The sequence below is a fragment of the Leclercia sp. UBA1284 genome (assembly GCF_002308415.1).
Taxonomy (GTDB): Bacteria; Pseudomonadota; Gammaproteobacteria; order Enterobacterales; family Enterobacteriaceae; genus Enterobacter; species Enterobacter pneumoniae.
The window spans coordinates 409,698-428,089 of the sequence record NZ_DBUS01000009.1; the positions used below are offsets into that span (position 1 = coordinate 409,698).

Here is an 18,392-nt window from a genome sequence, read left to right on the forward strand (position 1 = left end):
TGGAGCCCCCGATAAACACGGGCGGCATTTTTACCGCTGTCCACCTCTTTTCGGCGGAATAACAAGATCCTGTGGTGACAGATGAATAGTGGCTATCTGCATTTTCCGGAATTTGATCCGGTCATTTTCTCAATTGGACCCGTTGCGCTTCACTGGTACGGCCTGATGTATCTGGTTGGTTTCATCTTTGCCATGTGGCTGGCAGGCCGTCGCGCCTCCCGTCCCGGCAGTGGCTGGACCAAAAACGAAGTTGAAAATCTGCTCTATGCCGGCTTCCTCGGGGTATTCCTCGGCGGACGTATCGGCTATGTGCTGTTTTACAACTTCCCGGTGTTCCTCAGCGATCCGCTCTATCTGTTCCGCGTCTGGGATGGCGGCATGTCGTTCCACGGCGGCCTGATTGGCGTCATTCTGGTGATGGTGATCTTCGCTTATCGCACCAAACGTAACTTCTTCCAGGTGTCAGATTTCATCGCGCCGCTGATCCCGTTTGGCCTGGGTGCAGGTCGTCTCGGTAACTTTATCAACGGCGAGCTGTGGGGACGTGTCGATCCTAACGTCTCCTTCACCATGCTCTTCCCGGCTTCCCGCGCGGAAGATATGGCGCTGCTGCCCTCGCATCCTGAATGGCAATCGATTTTCGATACCTACGGCGTTCTGCCGCGACACATGTCTCAGCTGTATGAAATGGCGCTGGAAGGCATAGTGCTGTTTATCATTCTGAACATTTTTATCCGCAAACCGCGTCCGATGGGGGCCGTATCGGGTCTGTTCCTGATAGGTTACGGGGCGTTCCGCATTATCGTGGAATTCTTCCGCCAACCGGATGCGCAGTTCACCGGCGAGTGGGTGCAGTACATCAGCATGGGGCAGATTCTCTCCATCCCGATGATTGTCGCGGGTATTATCATGATGATTTGGGCTTATCGTCGTCGCCCACAGCAACAGCTTTCCTGAGGTCTCATGAAACAGTATCTTGACCTGATGCAAAAAGTGCTCGATGAGGGCACGCCGAAAAACGACCGCACCGGCACCGGTACGCTCTCCATTTTTGGCCACCAGATGCGCTTCAATCTGCAAGAGGGCTTCCCGCTGGTCACCACCAAGCGTTGCCATTTGCGCTCGATTATCCATGAGCTGCTGTGGTTCTTGCAGGGTGATACTAACGTTGCGTATCTGCATGAAAACAATGTCTCCATCTGGGACGAATGGGCCGACGAGAACGGCGATCTGGGGCCGGTATACGGCAAGCAATGGCGCGCCTGGCCTACGCCAGATGGCCGTCACATTGACCAGATCACCACCGTGATGAACCAGCTGAAGAATGACCCGGATTCGCGCCGGATCATCGTTTCTGCCTGGAACGTCGGCGAGCTGGATAAGATGGCGCTGGCGCCATGCCACGCCTTCTTCCAGTTCTATGTGGCAGACGGTAAGCTCTCTTGCCAGCTCTACCAGCGTTCTTGCGATGTGTTCCTCGGCTTGCCGTTTAACATCGCCAGCTATGCGCTGCTGGTACATATGATGGCGCAGCAGTGCGATCTGGAAGTGGGTGACTTCGTCTGGACGGGGGGAGATACCCACCTGTACAGCAACCATATGGAGCAGACCCATCTGCAGCTCACCCGTGAACCGCGTGCCCTGCCGAAACTGGTGATCAAGCGTAAGCCCGACTCTATCTTCGATTATCGTTTTGATGACTTCGAAATCGAGGGCTACGACCCGCACCCTGGCATCAAGGCGCCGGTCGCGATCTAACCCGGTCATGCTGACACAACCGGTGCCCCAGGGCGCCGGTTTTTTTTGCCTGTAATCTCTCTTTGCGGCCCTGCTTCCGCCCTGTTTGCAACGGGCTGCAATGTCAAAAAAAGCGTGGAAACCGCCTCGTAAACCGCCGACTTGCCTGTCGCCAGTGCTACGCCGCTGCGCCACACTCCGCACATGAAAATCGCAAAGGGCTTTACGCTCATCGAAACGTTGGTGGCTATTTCGCTTGTCGTGACGCTAAGCGCGGCGGGGCTGTATGGCTGGCGAAGCTGGCAGCAACAGCAGCAACTCTGGCAGACCGCACGTCAGGTACGTGACTACCTGGTTATGCTGCGCAACGACGCATGGCGTAATAACCGCGACCATAGGGTGGTACTCGGGCAGCGCGGTCAACAGTGGTGCCTGCGAAGGGAACAGGCAGTTGCGTGCCAGCAGCATGATCCCTGGGTGCTAATCCCCCTCTGGCCAGCCATCAGCGTCAAAGCGATCACGCCCGGGCTAGGCTTCTATGGGCTTCGGGATACGGCCTGGGCCGGGCGCATTTACCTTCAAAGCCCGGCGGGGGAGTGGCTGGTGATTGTCTCATCCTGGGGTCGCATCAGGATGTGCAGCGCAAAGGGAGAATTTGCATGCCGCTAAAACAGACAGGCTTTTCACTGACGGAAGTATTGATCGCGATGGCCATCAGCAGCCTGCTGCTGCTCAGTGCCGTTCGTTTCCTGCCGGGGCTGCAGCGGGCGCTGCAAACGGAGACCGCACAGCAGGAAATTGAAGAGGAGATCGGGCTGCGATTAGCAGGTATTGGCAAACATCTGCAGCGCGCGGGTTTCTGCGCCGGCACCTGTCAGGGGGCTGCGTTAGAGCTTAGCGCGCAGGGTGAATGCGTCATTGTGCAATGGGATGAAAACAGTAATGGCCGCTGGGAAACCACCCCACAAACGGCGGCGGAGCAAACGGGATTTCGTCTGAATGCCGGGGCACTGGAAACGCTGCGCGGGGCCACATCCTGTCGGGGTAAAGGCTGGGAGCGGATAACGGATCCGGACAGGGTCACAGTTGTTCATTTTAAAGTAGAAAAGGTGCAGCGAGCGGGGTTTGCCCCGGAGCTCACCCTGGCACTTTCTGCCGCGTTTGCAGGTCGGCAGGGGCGGGTTTTCCAGGCCTATCACAGTGTGACGGGGTATAACCTGTGAAGCGGCAAAAAGGGATCTCTTCGCTGGCAATGGTATTGATGATTCTCATGCTGGGCTCGCTATTGCTGGCCGGGCACAACCAGCAACTGAATACGCTGTTGTTCATCGTCAATGCTGAACGTCATGCTATACAGCAGCAGGCCGGGGCGCAGTCAGCGATGGAGTGGGCGCGCACCCTTGGCTGGCAGCCTGTCGCTGCGCAGCAATGCCAAAAGCATCCCAGCCAGACGTGGTGGGCATGTCTGCGTCCTGTTGGGGATGACGAGCGTCTATTGATTGCCGGCAGCGAAGGCAGCACGCTGTGGCGGTTAGGGAGCATTACCTCCGGTGAGGTCGTATTTTCCCGCCACGGCTGGAGCGATTTTTGCCCCATAAAGGAGACCGCACTGTGTCAGGCAAAATAATCAGCAGACAGCGTGGATTCAGTATTGTCGAGGTGTTACTGGCAATGGCGCTGATGATCATGGTCGTTACGATGCTGGCGGGCTATCATCGTGCCCTGGCCAGCCGGTTCGTCATGCTGGATCACTATCGCCAGCTCTGGCGCCATGGCTGGAACCAGTCTCAGCTCCACGCCAGCGCTCTCCCGGAAGGCTGGCAAATAAACCGGGGGCAGACAACGCACGCCGGATGTGTCAGCATCTCGGTCACACTTATTTCTCCACAAGGTCGACAGGGGCAGATGACACGCCTGCACTGTCCAATCAGCAAATAGTTGAGAGCAGTTATGTTAAGGGTCTACCACTCAAACCGCCTGGATGTGCTGGAAGCACTGATGGAGTTCATCGTCGAACAGCAACGGCTCGACGATCCCTTTGAACCCGAGATGATCCTGGTTCAAAGCACCGGTATGGCCCAATGGCTGCAGATGTCCCTGTCGCAAAAATTTGGTATCGCCGCCAATATTGATTTCCCGCTGCCCGCCAGCTTTATCTGGGATATGTTCGTCCGCGTGTTGCCAGAAATTCCAGAACAGAGCGCGTTCAATAAGCAGAGCATGAGCTGGAAGCTAATGTCGCTTCTGCCCGATATGTTACCCCGCGATGAGTTTGCCATGCTGCGGCACTATCTCAACGACGATACGGATAAGCGAAAACTCTTCCAGCTGGCCTCGCGGACGGCGGATCTTTATGACCAGTATCTGGTCTATCGCCCGGAATGGCTCACCCGCTGGGAAGCGGGCGAACTGATTGATGGCCTGGATCAGGCGCAAATCTGGCAGGCCCCGCTCTGGAAGGCACTGGTGGAACATACGCACGCGCTGGGGCAGCCCCGCTGGCACCGTGCCAATTTATATGAGCGTTTCATCGCCATGCTGGAGTCCGCAGACTCTGCACCAGAAGGCCTGCCTTCAAGGGTCTTTATCTGCGGTATTTCTGCTTTGCCGCCGGTCTACCTGAAGGCGCTTAATGCGCTGGGTAAACACATTGATATCCACATTCTCTTTACCAATCCCTGTCGTCACTACTGGGGTGATATTCAGGATGCCCGCTGGCTGGCACGCAGGCTGACCCGTCAGCGGCGTCGTCTTTTCGATGAGCGCAGTGTCCCGCTGTTCAAAGACAGCGAGACGGCGGCGCAACGCTTTAACGATGAAGGGATCCATGAACTGGCGAATCCTTTGTTGGCCTCCTGGGGCAAGCTGGGACGCGACTATATCTACATGCTTTCGGAGATCACGGAAACGGGTGAAGGGGATGTGGATGCGTTTGTAGATATCACGCCCGACAGCCTGCTGCATAACGTTCAACTGGATATTCTGGATCTGGAAAACAGTGCCGTCGCGGGAATCACTGCCGATGAGTTTGCCCGCAGCGATAGAAAACGCCTGCTTGATCCCGAGGATCGCAGCGTGACCATCAATATCTGCCATAGCCCGCAGCGTGAAGTAGAAGTGCTGCATGACAGACTGCTGGCGATGCTCGAGGACGATCCGTCGCTCACTCCACGCGATATCGTGGTCATGGTAGCCGATATCGATAGCTACAGTCCTTTTATTCAGGCGGTGTTTGGCAGCGCGACGGGCGATCGCTATCTTCCCTATGCCGTATCTGACCGTCGCGCGCGCCAGTCTCATCCGGCCCTGCAGGCCTTTATCAGTCTGCTTACGCTACCAGACAGCCGCTTTGTGCCTGAAACCGTACTGGCGCTGCTGGACGTGCCGGTGCTGGCTGCCCGTTTCGACATTGATGAAGAGGGGCTACGTTACCTGCGCCAGTGGGTAAACGAATCGGGCGTGCGCTGGGGGATGGATGACGACAACGTGCAGGCGTTTGAACTGCCTGTGACGGGTCAGCACACCTGGCAATTCGGGCTGACCCGTATGCTGCTCGGCTATGCCATGGAGAGCAGTCAGGGGGAGTGGAACGACGTTCTGCCTTATGACGAATCAAGCGGCTTAATTGCCGAACTGGTTGGGCATCTTGCCTCGTTGCTGATGCAGCTAAACCGCTGGCGTAGCAGGCTGATGGAGAGCCGGGAGCTGGAAGCGTGGCTGCCAGTCGCCCGGGAAATGTTGAACGACTTTTTCCTGCCCGACCAGGAGACTGAAGCGGCAATGGCGCTGATTGAGCAGCAGTGGCAGGCGATCATCGAAGAGGGGGTAAATTCTCACTATGGCGAAGCGATTCCCCTCTCCCTGCTGCGCGACGAATTGACCCAGCGTCTGGATCAGGAGCGTATCAGCCAGCGCTTCCTGGCCGGGCCGGTTAACATCTGTACTCTGATGCCAATGCGCTCCATTCCGTTCAAGGTGGTCTGCCTGTTAGGGATGAACGACGGTGTCTATCCACGCGCGCTGGCCCCGCTCGGCTTCGATTTAATGAGCCAGAATCCCCAGCGTGGCGACCGTAGTCGTCGTGATGATGACCGCTATCTGTTCCTTGAAGCCTTGATCTCAGCTCAGCAAAAACTTTACATCAGCTATATCGGTCGCTCCATTCAGGATAACAGCGAACGTTTCCCCTCCGTGCTGGTGCAGGAGTTGGTGGACTATATCGGGCAGAGCCATTACCTGCCGGGCGATGAAGAACGTAACTGTGATGAGAGCGAGAAGCGGGTGAAAGCGCATATCACCTGCTATCACAGCCGCATGCCATTTGATCCAGCCAACTACGTGGAAAGCGAGCAGCAGAGCTATGCCCGCGAATGGTTACCGGCGGCGAAGAGAGAAGGCAAAGCCCATACCGACTTTATACAGCCGCTGCCAGCGCTGCCCATCACCGCCATTACCTTCGAGCAGTTACAGCGTTTCTGGGCGCACCCTGTGCGCGCTTTTTTCCAGATGCGCCTGCAGGTCAACTTCCGCTCTGAAGAGAGCGAAATCCCCGATGCGGAGCCCTTTACCCTGGAGGGACTAAGCCGTTATCAGCTTAATCAGCAACTGTTGAATGCGCTGGTCGATGAGCAAGATGCCGACATGTTGTTTCGTCGTTTTCGCGCTGCGGGGCAGCTACCCTATGGCGCCTTTGGCGAAATCGTCTGGGAGACTCAGTGTCAGGAGATGCAGGCGCTGGCTTCCCGCGTGATTGAATGTCGCCAGCCGGGTATCAGTATGGAGATCGATCTCGAATGCAGCGGTATTCCGCTCACCGGTTGGCTACAGCATGTACAGCCGGATGGCCTGCTGCGCTGGCGCCCGGCGATGTTGAGCGTTTCACAAGGGTTGCAACTTTGGCTGGAACATCTTGTCTACTGTGCCAGTGGCGGTGAAGGAGAAAGCCGGCTCTTTGTGCGCAAGGATGGCGAGTGGCGCTTCCCGCCGCTTCCGGCGGAACAGGCTATGCACTATCTGGAACAGCTTGTTGCCGGTTATCTGCAAGGAATGAACCAACCGCTACTTCTGCTGCCAGAAAGTGGGGGGGCATGGGTAAAAACCTGTTACGACGCGACAAACAATGTCATGTTAACCGATGAGGCCACATTGCAAAAAGCGCGTAGCAAGTTCCTGCAGGCCTACGAGGGCAATATGATGGTGCGCGGCGAAGGGGATGATGTCTGGTATCAGCGTTTATGGCGCACCCTTGAACCGGAATACTTTGACGCTATCACGGAAGAGGCGCAGCGCTATCTGTTACCTTTGTTCAAATTTAATTAGTCCTGGCGGCTGTATAAAAATTGCGCGGTCATAAGCATTGAATTATGATGCCCATCGCGTCACGGACTGATGTACCACGATAAAGAGATGCCGGCGCGTTCGGCACGAAACACGTTAATGATGTCGTCCGTGATGATGAGGTAGTGAATGCCAGGCAGCACCATGTTGAAAGCGTTTGTTTTGTTTGTCGCCCTCTGGGCACCCTTCAGTCAGGCGAACACCGGTTGGCAACCCCTTCAGGAAACGATCCGCAAAAGCGACAAAGACACCCGCCAGTATCAGGCTATTCGGCTTGATAACGGGATGGTTGTGCTTTTGGTTTCCGATCCTCAGGCGGTAAAGTCGCTGTCGGCGCTGGTGGTGCCGGTTGGCTCGCTGGAAGATCCCGATGCGCATCCCGGGCTTGCACACTATCTTGAACATATGATCCTGATGGGCTCGAAAAAGTACCCGCAGCCCGACAGTCTCGCCGAATTTTTAAAAATGCACGGTGGCAGCCACAACGCCAGTACCGCGCCGTATCGCACCGCCTTCTACCTTGAAGTGGAAAATGACGCCCTGGAAGGGGCGGTAGATCGTCTTGCGGATGCGATTGCCTCGCCGTTACTGGATAAAAAGTATGCCGATCGCGAACGCAACGCCGTAAACGCAGAGCTGACGCTGGCCCGTACCCGTGACGGGATGCGTATGGCCCAGGTAAGCGCCGAGACCATCAACCCGGCGCACCCGGCTTCCCGTTTTTCTGGTGGGAACCTCGAAACCCTGAGCGACAAACCCGGCAGCCCGGTGCTGGATGCCCTGCATACGTTTCGCGATAAATACTACTCCGCCAACCTGATGAAAGCGGTGGTGTACAGTAATAAGCCCTTGCCGACGCTGGCAAAAATCGCCGCTGAGACTTACGGCCGCGTGCCGAATAAAAACATTACTAAACCGCAAATTGACGTCCCGGTCGTGACCGATGCACAAAAAGGGGTGATCATTCATTACGTACCGGCGATGCCGCGTAAAGTCTTGCGCGTCGAGTTTCGTATTGACGACAACACCGCCCAGTTCCGCAGTAAAACCGACGAGCTGGTGAACTACCTCATCGGCAACCGCAGCGCCGACACGCTGTCGGACTGGCTGCAAAAGCAGGGGCTGGCAGAAGGTATCCGCGCTGATTCCGATCCGGTAGTAAACGGCAACAGTGGCGTGCTCGCCATCTCCGCAACCTTAACCGATAAAGGCCTTGCCCATCGCGACGAGGTGGTGGCGGCGATTTTCAGCTACCTCAATCTGCTGCGCGAGAAAGGGGTCGATAAGCGCTACTTTGACGAACTGGCTCACGTGCTGGATCTCGACTTCCGTTACCCCTCTATCACCCGCGATATGGATTACGTCGAGTGGCTGGCCGATACCATGATCCGCGTGCCGGTTGAGCACACGCTTGACGCGGTCAATATTGCCGATCAATACGATGCTGCCGCGGTGAAAGCCCGTCTGGAGATGATGACGCCGCAGAATGCCCGCATCTGGTATATCAGCCCGGATGAACCGCACAACAAGACAGCCTATTTCGTCAATGCGCCTTATCAGGTCGATAAAATTAGCGATAAAACCTTTACCGACTGGCAGCAAAAATCGGCGGCCATCGCGCTCAAGTTGCCGGAGCTGAACCCTTACATTCCTGATGACTTCACCCTGATCAAGCCTCAGGGGGCTTATCCACAACCCAAACTGATTGTCGATGAGCCAACCCTGCGGGTGGTCTATACCCCAAGCCAGTACTTTGCTAACGAGCCGAAGGCCGACGTTAGCGTGATACTGCGTAATCCTGCGGCCATGAACAGTGCCCGCAACCAGGTGATGTTTGCCCTGAATGATTATCTGGCGGGGATCGCGCTGGACGAGCTCAGCAACCAGGCCGCCGTCGGCGGGATCAGCTTCTCGACCAATGCCAACAATGGCCTGATGCTCAATGCCAACGGTTATACCCAACGGCTGCCGCAGCTTTTCCAGGCCCTACTGGCGGGATATTTCAGCTATACGCCAACCGAGGATCAGCTGGAGCAGGCGAAGTCATGGTATGCCCAGATGATGGATTCGGCGGAAAAAGGCAAAGCCTTTGATCAGGCGATCATGCCGGTGCAAATGTTGTCTCAGATTCCGTACTTCCAGCGTGAAGAGCGCCGTGCATTGCTGCCCTCTATCAGTCTGAAAGAGGTGATGGCCTATCGCGATGCGCTGAAAGCCAATGCCCGTCCGGAGTTCCTGGTGGTCGGAAATATGACGGAAGAGCAGACGAAAACGCTGGCGAAAAATGTCCGTGACCAGCTGGATGCTCATGGTAACGAATGGTGTCGTAATCAGGATGTGCTGGTCGAAAAACAGCAGAACGTGATTTTCGATAAAGAGAGCAACACCTCTGACTCTGCGCTGGCGGCCGTTTTTGTCCCTACTGGATACGACGAGTTTGCCAGTTCGGCAAACAGCGCGGTGCTGGGACAGATCATTCAGCCATGGTTCTATAACCAGCTGCGTACTGAAGAACAGCTGGGTTATGCGGTCTTTGCCTTCTCGATGAACGTGGGGCGCCAGTGGGGGCTCGGCTTCCTGCTGCAAAGCAGCGATAAGCAGCCTGCCTATCTGTGGCAACGCTATCAGGCATTCTTCCCGCAGGCAGAGGCGAAGCTTCGCGCCATGAAGCCGGAAGAGTTTGCCCAAATCCAGCAGGCAGTGATTGCGCAGATCAACCAGGCGCCACAAACCCTGGGCGAAGAGGCCTCAAAAATCAGCAAAGATTTCGATCGGGGTAATATGCGCTTCGATTCGCGTGATAAAGTAGTGGCCGAAATTAAGCAGCTCACGCCGCAAAAAGTGGCCGACTTCTTCCACCAGGCGGTGGTTGATCCTAAAGGGATGGCCATCCTCTCCCAGGTGTCAGGTAGCCAGAACGGGAAGGTCGAATACCTCCACCCGGACGGCTGGAAAGTCTGGAAAAGCGTAAGTGAGCTGCAGCAATCACTGCCATGGAGCAAGAAAGAATGACCGATACCGCTGAGTCTCTTAATCCCCTTCGTTTAGCACTCCAGGGCGAAAGGTTGATTGAAGCCTCAGCGGGAACCGGAAAGACCTTCACCATCGCCGCCCTGTACCTGCGACTACTGCTTGGCCTGGGCGGCAGTTCTGCCTTTAGCCGCCCCCTGAGCGTTGAAGAGTTGTTGGTGGTGACTTTCACCGAGGCCGCAACGGAAGAGTTGCGTGGCCGTATCCGCGCCAACATCCACGAACTACGCATCGCCTGCCTGCGAAACGCCACCGATAACCCGCTCTATACCAGCCTGCTCGAAGAGATTGGCGATACCGAACAGGCGGCGCAATGGTTGCTGCTGGCAGAGCGGCAGATGGACGAAGCGGCGGTCTTTACTATCCACGGTTTTTGTCAGCGGATGCTCAGCCTCAATGCCTTTGAATCGGGCATGCTCTTTGAACAACAGCTGATCGAAGATGAATCTGAGCTGCGCTACCAGGCCTGCGCTGATTTCTGGCGTCGCCATTGTTACCCCTTGCCACGCGATATCGCCCAGGCTGTTCACGACCTGTGGAAAGGGCCGGAAGCGCTCCTGCGTTCCATCGATCGTTATCTGCAGGGGGAAGCCCCGGTGATTAAATCCCCGCCGCCTGCGGATGAAACCCTGGCCTCTCGCCATGAAAAGATCATCGCGACGATCGACGCGATGAAAGAGCAGTGGCGCAGTGGGGTCGGTGAGATTGATGCCATCATCGAAAATTCGGGCATCGACAGGCGCAAGCTTAACCGGGGTAATCAGGCGAAATACATTGAGAGAATTAACGCCTGGGCAGAAGAAGAGACCTGTAGCTATCAGTTGCCTGACGCGCTGGAAAAATTCTCTCAGACATCCCTGACCGAACGTACCAAAGCGGGCGGCCAGGTACCGGAACATCCGCTGTTCGCCGCCATTGATGCGATACTGGCTGAGTCGCTTACCCTGAACGATTTAATGATTACCCGTGCGCTGGTGGAGATCCGCGAAGCCGTAGCGCGCGAAAAACGCCGTCGGGGCGAGCTCGGCTTTGACGACATGTTGAGTCGACTTGATGCTGCGCTTAACAGTGAAAACGGCGAAGCGCTGGCGGCCGCGATTCGTAAACGATTCCCGGTGGCGATGATCGATGAATTCCAGGATACCGACCCGCAACAGTACCGTATCTTTCGCCGCATCTGGCGCCAGCAAGCGGAGACGGCACTGCTGCTGATCGGTGACCCTAAGCAGGCGATCTACGCTTTTCGCGGCGCCGACATCTTCACCTACATGAAAGCACGTGGCGAAGTGGCGGCGCACTATACGCTGGATACTAACTGGCGTTCCGCGCCTGGCATGGTCGAGAGCGTAAACAGGCTCTTTTCGCAGATGGACGATGCCTTCATGTTCCGCGACATTCCCTTCAAACCGGTCAAATGGGCTGAAAGAAATGCCGGGTTACGTTTCGAATACGAGGGTGAAGCGCAGCCGGCGATGCGTTTCTGGCTGATGGAAGGCGAGGTCTGCGGCGTAGGAGACTACCAGGCCTTTATGGCCCAGCACTGCGCGGCACAAATCCGCGACTGGCTGAGCGCCGGGCTGCGCAATGAAGCCGTGCTGCATACAGGCAAAGATTCCCGACCGGTGCAGGCATCGGATATCACTGTGCTGGTGCGCAGTCGCCAGGAGGCCGCGCTGGTGCGCGACGCGCTAACCTTGCTCAGCATCCCTTCGGTCTATCTCTCCAACCGCGACAGCGTGTTTGAAACGCTGGAGGCGCAGGAGATGCTCTGGCTGCTGCAGGCGGTGCTGGCGCCGGAGCGCGAAAACGTGCTGCGCAGTGCGCTCGCCAGCTCCATGCTGGGGCTGAACGCGCAGGATATCGACACGTTGAATAATAACGAAACCCACTGGGATGCAGCGGTAGAAGAGTTCACCCGCTATCGCGACCGCTGGCAAAAGCGGGGCGTGATGGCAATGCTGCGCGATGTCATGACGCAGCGACAGATTGCCGAGAATATGTTGGCGACTCCCGGCGGCGAGCGGCGTTTAACGGATATCCTGCATATTAGCGAGCTGTTACAGGAAGCGGGTTCGCAGCTGGAAAGCGAGCACGCGCTGGTACGCTGGCTGGCGCAGCATATTGCCGAGCCAAACAGCAATGCTTCCAGCCAGCAGATGCGCCTGGAAAGCGACAAACACCTCGTCCAGATCGTGACTATCCACAAATCCAAAGGCCTGGAGTACCCGCTGGTCTGGCTGCCCTTTATTGCTAACTACCGGGTGCAGGATCAGGCCTTCTACCACGATCGCAAAACCTTCGAAGCGGTGCTGGATCTCAGCAAGGCCGATGCCAGCATTGAGCTTGCCGAGGCGGAGCGACTGGCAGAAGATCTACGCCTGCTGTACGTGGCGCTCACCCGTTCCGTATGGCACTGCAGCCTGGGGGTAGCTCCTCTATCACGCCGTCGCGGCGATAAATCCGGCGAGAGCGATTTCCACCTCAGCGCGCTGGGGCGACTGGTGCAAAAAGGCGAAGCGAAAGACGCCGTCGGGCTGCGCCAGTGTCTGGAGGCGCTCTGCAATGAACATATCTCGCTGCACACGGCCGGCGTGGCAGACAGCGACCGCTGGCAAATGCCTGAATCGTTATCTCCTGAGCTGCAGGCGCGACAGATCGCCCGCGCGCTGGCGGATGACTGGCGGGTCACCAGCTACTCCGGTTTGCAGCAGCACGGCCAGGCGCTGGCACAGGATCTGATGCCGCGGCTGGATGTCGATGCCGCAGGCGTTGGAGAAGTCGCGCAGGAGCCGGAGCTGACGCCGCACCAGTTTCCGCGTGGTGCGTCCCCTGGGACCTTTCTGCATAGCCTGTTTGAAACACTCGACTTTACCCAGCCGGTATCAGAAACCTGGGTAGCGGATGTGCTGCAAAAAGGGGGGTACGACGTACGCTGGCAACCGGTGCTGACGGCCTGGATTACCCGTATTTTACAGGCGCCGCTGAACGATGAAGGCATCTCTCTGAGTCAGTTAACGGCGAAAGAGAAACAGGTAGAGATGGAGTTTTATCTGCCTATTTCTGGCCCGCTTACCGCTACGGCGCTGGACGCGCTAATTCGTCGATATGATCCCCTGTCGCAGGGCTGCCCACCTCTCGACTTTCGTCAGGTGCGCGGCATGCTGAAAGGCTTTATCGACCTGGTCTTTCGCCATAACGGCCGTTATTACCTGCTGGATTACAAATCTAACTGGCTGGGCGAGAACCGTGATGCTTACACCCAGGAGGCGATGGCGCGGGCGATGCAGACGCATCGCTATGATCTGCAGTACCAGCTCTATACCCTGGCGTTACACCGCTATTTGCGCCATCGCATTGCGGATTACACTTATCAGCGCCATTTTGGCGGCGTGATTTATCTGTTTTTACGTGGCGTCGACGGCAGTGCGCCGGGATCGGGGATTTTCTGCACGCGTCCTGACGAAGCCCTGATTAACCAGATGGATAGCCTGTTTGCTGGCACCACAGAGGAGGTAGCGCAATGACGATGCAGGAGTGCTTACTTGAGGCGGTTGAGCAGCGTCTGTTGCGTCGTCTGGATGTGCAATTTGCCATGATGGTGGCAGATAACGACCACCCGACGTTGATGCTGGCTGCCGCTTTACTCAGTTATGATGCCGGGGAAGGACATGTCTGCCTGCCATTATCGCGCCTGAAGCCCGACGCGAAAACGCCAGCCCCGCTGCTGGCCTGCTTTAATCTGCTGGGGGACGATCCCGACTGGCGGGGAGCGTTAATGGACTCTCCGGCGGTGAGCGATGGCGCGAAACCTACTCCGCTGATCCTGGTTGACGATCGGCTCTATCTGAACCGGATGTGGCGTTACGAGCAGGCCGTGGCGCGTTTCTTCACGGAAGCGAACCAGCCTTTAACGCACAATGAAGCAGAGATGCAGAAGACGCTCAACGACCTGTTTAGCGTCGAGGGCGATGTGAACTGGCAAAAAGTGGCCGCGGCAGTCGCATTGACACGCCGAATCTCGGTCATTTCCGGCGGGCCGGGTACCGGTAAAACCACCACCGTGGCGCGCCTGCTGGCCGCGCTGATTCAGATGGCCGGCAAGACAAAATGCCGTATCCGCCTGGCCGCACCGACGGGCAAAGCGGCGGCACGCCTGACGGAGTCATTGGGTGGCGCAGTGCAAAAACTGCCCCTGACAGAGGCGCAGCGCAAGCTCTTCCCGAGCGAGGCCAGCACACTGCATCGCCTGCTGGGGGCGCAGCCGGGTAGCCAGAATCTGCGTTACCACGTAGGTAATCCACTGCATCTGGATGTGCTGGTGGTAGACGAAGCGTCCATGATTGACCTGACGATGATGTCGCGCCTGATCGATGCACTGCCTGCGCATGCGCGCGTGATCTTCTTAGGCGATCGCGATCAGCTGGCTTCGGTAGAGGCCGGCGCGGTGCTGGGGGATATCTGCACCTGGGCCAGCGCGGGATTCACTGCCCAGCGCGCGCAGGAGCTTGCTGGCCTGACGGGCTACGCGCTCGAAGGTAATGCCAGCCAGGTGGCAGGGGCGCTGCGCGACAGCCTGTGCCTGCTGCAAAAGAGCTATCGATTTGGTAGTGACTCCGGCATTGGTCAGCTGGCGGCGGCGGTCAATCGCGGCGATCGCCAGGCCTTAAGTACCGTCTTTGATGGTCGTTTCAGCGATATTGAGAAAAAGGCGCTACAAAGCGGTGAAGAGTATCTGAGCATGCTCGACGATGCTCTGGAAGGATATCAGCGCTTCCTGCAGGCCGTTCAGCAGCAAGCCTCCCCGGAGGCAGTCATCGCCGCCTTTGGCGAGTTCCAGCTGCTGTGTGCGCTGCGAGAAGGGCCCTTCGGTGTGGCAGGGTTGAACGAGAAGCTGGAGCAGGTACTGGCGCAAAAACGCAAGATTACCCGTCAGCCCCTCTCCCGTTGGTATGAGGGCCGCCCGGTTATGATCTCGCGCAACGACAGCGCGCTCGGGTTATTTAACGGGGATATCGGGATTGCCCTGGATCGCGGGCAGGGGTTACGTGTCTGGTTCCAGATGCCGGATGGCCGCGTGAAATCGGTTCAGCCAAGCCGTTTACCGGAAAATGAAACCGCATGGGCCATGACGGTGCATAAATCCCAGGGGTCGGAGTTCGATCATGCGGCGCTGATTCTGCCAGTACAGATGTCGCCCGTCGTCACCCGTGAGCTGGTCTATACCGCCATTACCCGTGCGCGTCGCCGCTTATCCTTGTATGCGGATGAGAGTGTCCTGACGCAGGCTGTCACCACGCGAACCGAGCGGCGTAGCGGCCTGAACACCCTTTTTGAAGCGCTGTAACTGCCCCTCCCGCAGGGGAGGGATCAGGTGAGATCGGCCATCAGCACTTTGGAACGGCGCTGATAGTTATACATCTCTTTTTTGCTCTCAGGCAGAGAGTCAATATCCACCGGCGTGAAGCCACGCTCCTGGAACCAGTGAATGCTGCGGGTAGTGAGGACGAAGAGTTTATTCAGCCCAATTTGCCGCGCCTGGGCGGCAACACGCTCCAGCAACACTTCACCGCGTGACGAACTGCGGTAATCCGGGTGCACGGCCACACAGGCCATCTCACCGATCTTCTCTTCCGGGAAGGGGTAGAGAGCCGCACAGGCGATAGTCAGGTTGTCGCGCTGAATAATGGTGAACTTGTCGATCTCCATCTCCAGCTGTTCGCGGGAACGACGCACCAGAATCCCCTGCTGCTCCAGCGGGCGGATCAGCTCCAGAATTCCGCCGATGTCGTTGATGGTGGCGCGGCGTATCTGCTCGGCGCTCTCCATGACGATCTGCGTACCAATGCCGTCGCGCGAGAAGAGCTCCTGCAACAGCGCGCCATCTTCCTGATAGCTAATCAAATGGCTGCGACGCACCCCGCTGCGGCAGGCTTTTACCGCCCCCCGCAAGAAGCGCACGGTGCCGGAGTGGTAATCCCCCAGGGCTTCAAGAGACTCTACGCGGGCCTGCGCTTCGTTAGGGAACAGCTCAGAGACAATATCCCCCAGCTCGTTGGTCACGCCCTGCGATGAGCAGAAACCAATCATCTTCTCGGCTTTCAGCTTGATAGCCAGCTGCGTGGCAATCTCTTCCGAGGTGAGGTTGAAGCTTTCGCCGGTAACGGAGACGGCGACCGGCCCCGTCAGTACGATGGCACCGCCGTCCAGCTGACGATGAATCGCCTCTTCGTCGATACGCCGTATACGGCCGCTATGGCAGTAATCCACCCCGTCATCCACGCCGAGCGGCTGGGCGATAATAAAATTGCCGCTCACCACGTTGATATGCGCTCCCTGCAGAGGGGTATTATTCAGGCTCATTGAGAGACGTGCGGTGATATCCAGCTGCAGCAGGCCCGCCGCCTGCTTAACCAGTTCCAGCGTTTTGGCATCGGTAACACGAGTGTGTTTATGGTAGATAGGTTCGTGATGATGAGAGGCCAGATTGGCGTCGATCTGCGGCCGGGCACCATACACCACAACCAGGCGAATACCCAGACTGTGCAGCAGGCCGATGTCGTTGACGATACTGGAAAAGTTTTCGTGTTCAATGGCTTCGCCGCCGAGCAGCACGACAAAGGTTTTCCCACGATGGGTGTTGATATAGGGAACAGAATGGCGGAATCCCTGGACCAGTTCGATTCTACGCTCCTTCACCACGGCACAACCCTCAATGAATTTTTATTCGTAATTAATGTATTTTTATTCGATCGTGACCGCGAGCGCAAGCCTAAATTTTGGCTGATACGAAGAAATAGCTATATAAGCAAGGCATTAACTAAGGATTGTTTACCCTTTAATAGATGACAGTTTATGCGTCATTCGTTAAAGTTTTCGGTCAATTTGGACGTTTTGTGTATAAATACGATTTCTTTGCTCGGGAGAAGCATGTCGGGATCCAAGTCAGCTTTAAGCCGCCGCCGTCTGTTACAAGGGGCCGGGGCCATGTGGTTACTCAGTGTGAGTCAGGTTGGGCTTGCTGCTGTCACGCAGGTCGTGGCTGTACGCGTCTGGCCATCCTCAACCTATACCCGCGTCACGGTAGAATCGAACCGGGTGATGAAATATAAGCAGTTTGCCCTGAGCAACCCTGAGCGCGTTGTAGTGGATCTTGAAGGTGTCAATCTTAACTCCGTCCTGAAGGGGATGAGCGCGCAGATCCGCGGCGATGATCCTTACATCAAGTCTGCGCGGGTAGGGCAGTTTGATCCGCATACCGTGCGCATGGTGTTTGAACTGAAACAAAACGTGAAGCCGCAGCTGTTTGCGCTGGCGCCGGTCGCGGGTTTCAAAGAGCGTATGGTGATGGATCTTTATCCGGCCAATGCCACAGACATTCAGGATCCGCTGCTGGCCCTGCTGGAAGATTACAACAAAGGCGATCTTGATCGGCAGGTTCCTCCGGCCCAGAGTGGCCCGCAGCCAGGAAAAGCCGGGCGCGATCGCCCGATAGTGATCATGCTCGATCCGGGGCATGGTGGAGAAGACTCCGGCGCGGTGGGCAAATACCATACGCGCGAAAAAGATGTGGTACTGCAGATCGCCCGTCGCCTGAAGGCATTGATCGATCGGGAAAGCAATATGCGCGCCTATATGACGCGTAACGAAGATGTCTTTATCCCGCTGAAGGTGCGCGTGGCCAAAGCGCAGAAGCAGCGTGCGGATCTCTTTGTTTCGATTCATGCGGATGCCTTTACCAGCCGTCAGCCGAGCGGGTCCTCCGTCTTTGCGCTCTCAACGAAAGGGGCCACCAGTACCGCAGCACGCTATCTCGCCGATACGCAGAACGCCTCGGATTTGATTGGCGGCGTGAGCAAAAGCGGCGACCGCTACGTCGACCACACGATGTTTGATATGGTGCAATCGCTCACTATCACCGACAGCCTTAAATTTGGTAAAGCGGTGCTGGGTAAACTTGGCGGCATCAACAAACTGCATAAGAACAGCGTTGAACAGGCCGGCTTTGCCGTGCTGAAAGCACCGGATATTCCGTCGATTCTGGTCGAGACGGCTTTTATTAGTAACGTTCAAGAAGAGCGTAAGCTTAAGACCGCTAAATTCCAGCAGGAAGTGGCCGAGTCGATTCTGGCCGGGATTAAAGCTTACTTTTCTGATGGCGCGACGCTGGCCAGAAGAGGGTAGTGGAGACACGCCGGGTTCACGCCCGGCCGATTCACAAATCGCAGATACAAAAAAACACCCAGATGGGTGTTTAATGTTTTCGAAGTATTGGTTGCGGGGGCCGGATT

The 18,392-nt window shown here is 56.9% G+C and carries 12 protein-coding genes; 11 read left to right on the plus strand and 1 reads right to left on the minus strand.

From position 1 onward, the window contains the following. Positions 1 to 81: 81 nt before the first annotated feature. The 10 genes from lgt to recD all read left to right on the plus strand — a co-directional run bounded on the left by lgt (position 82) and on the right by recD (position 15,448). A complete protein-coding gene (gene lgt / locus B3511_RS20555; protein WP_040074202.1) occupies positions 82 to 957 on the plus strand; it encodes a prolipoprotein diacylglyceryl transferase in 876 nt (291 codons plus the stop codon). A 6-nt stretch (positions 958 to 963) separates the two neighbouring features. Beyond that, entirely contained in the window at positions 964 to 1,758 is a 795-nt protein-coding gene (thyA, locus tag B3511_RS20560) for a thymidylate synthase (protein ID WP_040074203.1), read from the plus strand. Between the two features lie 183 nt (positions 1,759 to 1,941). Continuing rightward, complete coding sequence (locus B3511_RS20565; RefSeq protein WP_046887161.1) at positions 1,942 to 2,406, plus strand: prepilin peptidase-dependent protein; 465 nt, start codon at positions 1,942 to 1,944, stop codon at positions 2,404 to 2,406. Next, entirely contained in the window at positions 2,397 to 2,960 is a 564-nt protein-coding gene (locus B3511_RS20570) for a prepilin peptidase-dependent protein (RefSeq protein ID WP_040074205.1), read from the plus strand. Before B3511_RS20565 ends, B3511_RS20570 begins: the two co-directional genes overlap by 10 nt. After that, the gene (locus B3511_RS20575; protein WP_286791470.1) at positions 2,957 to 3,364 is read left to right on the plus strand and encodes a DUF2509 family protein; all 408 of its coding nucleotides are present in this window, start codon (positions 2,957 to 2,959) and stop codon (positions 3,362 to 3,364) included. The genes B3511_RS20570 and B3511_RS20575 overlap by 4 nt, the downstream gene beginning before the upstream one ends. Then, positions 3,349 to 3,675: a prepilin-type N-terminal cleavage/methylation domain-containing protein gene (locus tag B3511_RS20580; protein ID WP_263616360.1), complete on the plus strand. Its 327-nt coding sequence runs from the start codon at positions 3,349 to 3,351 to the stop codon at positions 3,673 to 3,675. The genes B3511_RS20575 and B3511_RS20580 overlap by 16 nt, the downstream gene beginning before the upstream one ends. A gap of 12 nt (positions 3,676 to 3,687) precedes the next feature. Then, the gene (gene recC / locus B3511_RS20585; RefSeq protein WP_286791471.1) at positions 3,688 to 7,056 is read left to right on the plus strand and encodes an exodeoxyribonuclease V subunit gamma; all 3,369 of its coding nucleotides are present in this window, start codon (positions 3,688 to 3,690) and stop codon (positions 7,054 to 7,056) included. 147 nt (positions 7,057 to 7,203) lie between these two features. Further along, positions 7,204 to 10,086 carry a pitrilysin gene (gene ptrA / locus B3511_RS20590; protein ID WP_286791472.1) on the plus strand — a complete coding sequence of 961 codons (2,883 nt, stop codon included), beginning with the start codon at positions 7,204 to 7,206 and terminating at the stop codon, positions 10,084 to 10,086. Further along, entirely contained in the window at positions 10,083 to 13,628 is a 3,546-nt protein-coding gene (gene recB / locus B3511_RS20595) for an exodeoxyribonuclease V subunit beta (protein ID WP_286791473.1), read from the plus strand. The genes ptrA and recB overlap by 4 nt, the downstream gene beginning before the upstream one ends. Continuing rightward, a complete protein-coding gene (recD, locus tag B3511_RS20600; RefSeq protein WP_212476425.1) occupies positions 13,625 to 15,448 on the plus strand; it encodes an exodeoxyribonuclease V subunit alpha in 1,824 nt (607 codons plus the stop codon). The genes recB and recD overlap by 4 nt, the downstream gene beginning before the upstream one ends. A 23-nt stretch (positions 15,449 to 15,471) precedes the next feature. Here the strand turns inward: recD and argA are convergent, their stop codons facing one another. Next, the gene (argA, locus tag B3511_RS20605) at positions 15,472 to 16,803 is read right to left on the minus strand and encodes an amino-acid N-acetyltransferase (RefSeq protein ID WP_286791475.1); all 1,332 of its coding nucleotides are present in this window, start codon (positions 16,801 to 16,803) and stop codon (positions 15,472 to 15,474) included. A 228-nt stretch (positions 16,804 to 17,031) separates the two neighbouring features. Between argA and amiC the strand changes: the two genes are divergently transcribed. Beyond that, on the plus strand, positions 17,032 to 18,285 hold the full coding sequence (gene amiC, locus B3511_RS20610; RefSeq protein WP_286791476.1) for an N-acetylmuramoyl-L-alanine amidase AmiC: 1,254 nt from the start codon (positions 17,032 to 17,034) through the stop codon (positions 18,283 to 18,285). The last annotated feature ends 107 nt before the right edge of the window (positions 18,286 to 18,392 follow it).

What these genes read in the sequence shown, in the direction of transcription:
- recD (WP_212476425.1), top strand. Translation starts at nt 13,625, where the DNA reads ATGACGATGCAGGAGTGCTTACTTGAGGCGGTTGAGCAGCGTCTGTTG.
- ptrA (WP_286791472.1), top strand. Translation starts at nt 7,204, where the DNA reads ATGCCAGGCAGCACCATGTTGAAAGCGTTTGTTTTGTTTGTCGCCCTC.
- recB (WP_286791473.1), top strand. Translation starts at nt 10,083, where the DNA reads ATGACCGATACCGCTGAGTCTCTTAATCCCCTTCGTTTAGCACTCCAG.
- amiC (WP_286791476.1), top strand. Translation starts at nt 17,032, where the DNA reads ATGTCGGGATCCAAGTCAGCTTTAAGCCGCCGCCGTCTGTTACAAGGG.
- recC (WP_286791471.1), top strand. Translation starts at nt 3,688, where the DNA reads ATGTTAAGGGTCTACCACTCAAACCGCCTGGATGTGCTGGAAGCACTG.
- B3511_RS20565 (WP_046887161.1), top strand. Translation starts at nt 1,942, where the DNA reads ATGAAAATCGCAAAGGGCTTTACGCTCATCGAAACGTTGGTGGCTATT.
- thyA (WP_040074203.1), top strand. Translation starts at nt 964, where the DNA reads ATGAAACAGTATCTTGACCTGATGCAAAAAGTGCTCGATGAGGGCACG.
- B3511_RS20570 (WP_040074205.1), top strand. Translation starts at nt 2,397, where the DNA reads ATGCCGCTAAAACAGACAGGCTTTTCACTGACGGAAGTATTGATCGCG.
- lgt (WP_040074202.1), top strand. Translation starts at nt 82, where the DNA reads ATGAATAGTGGCTATCTGCATTTTCCGGAATTTGATCCGGTCATTTTC.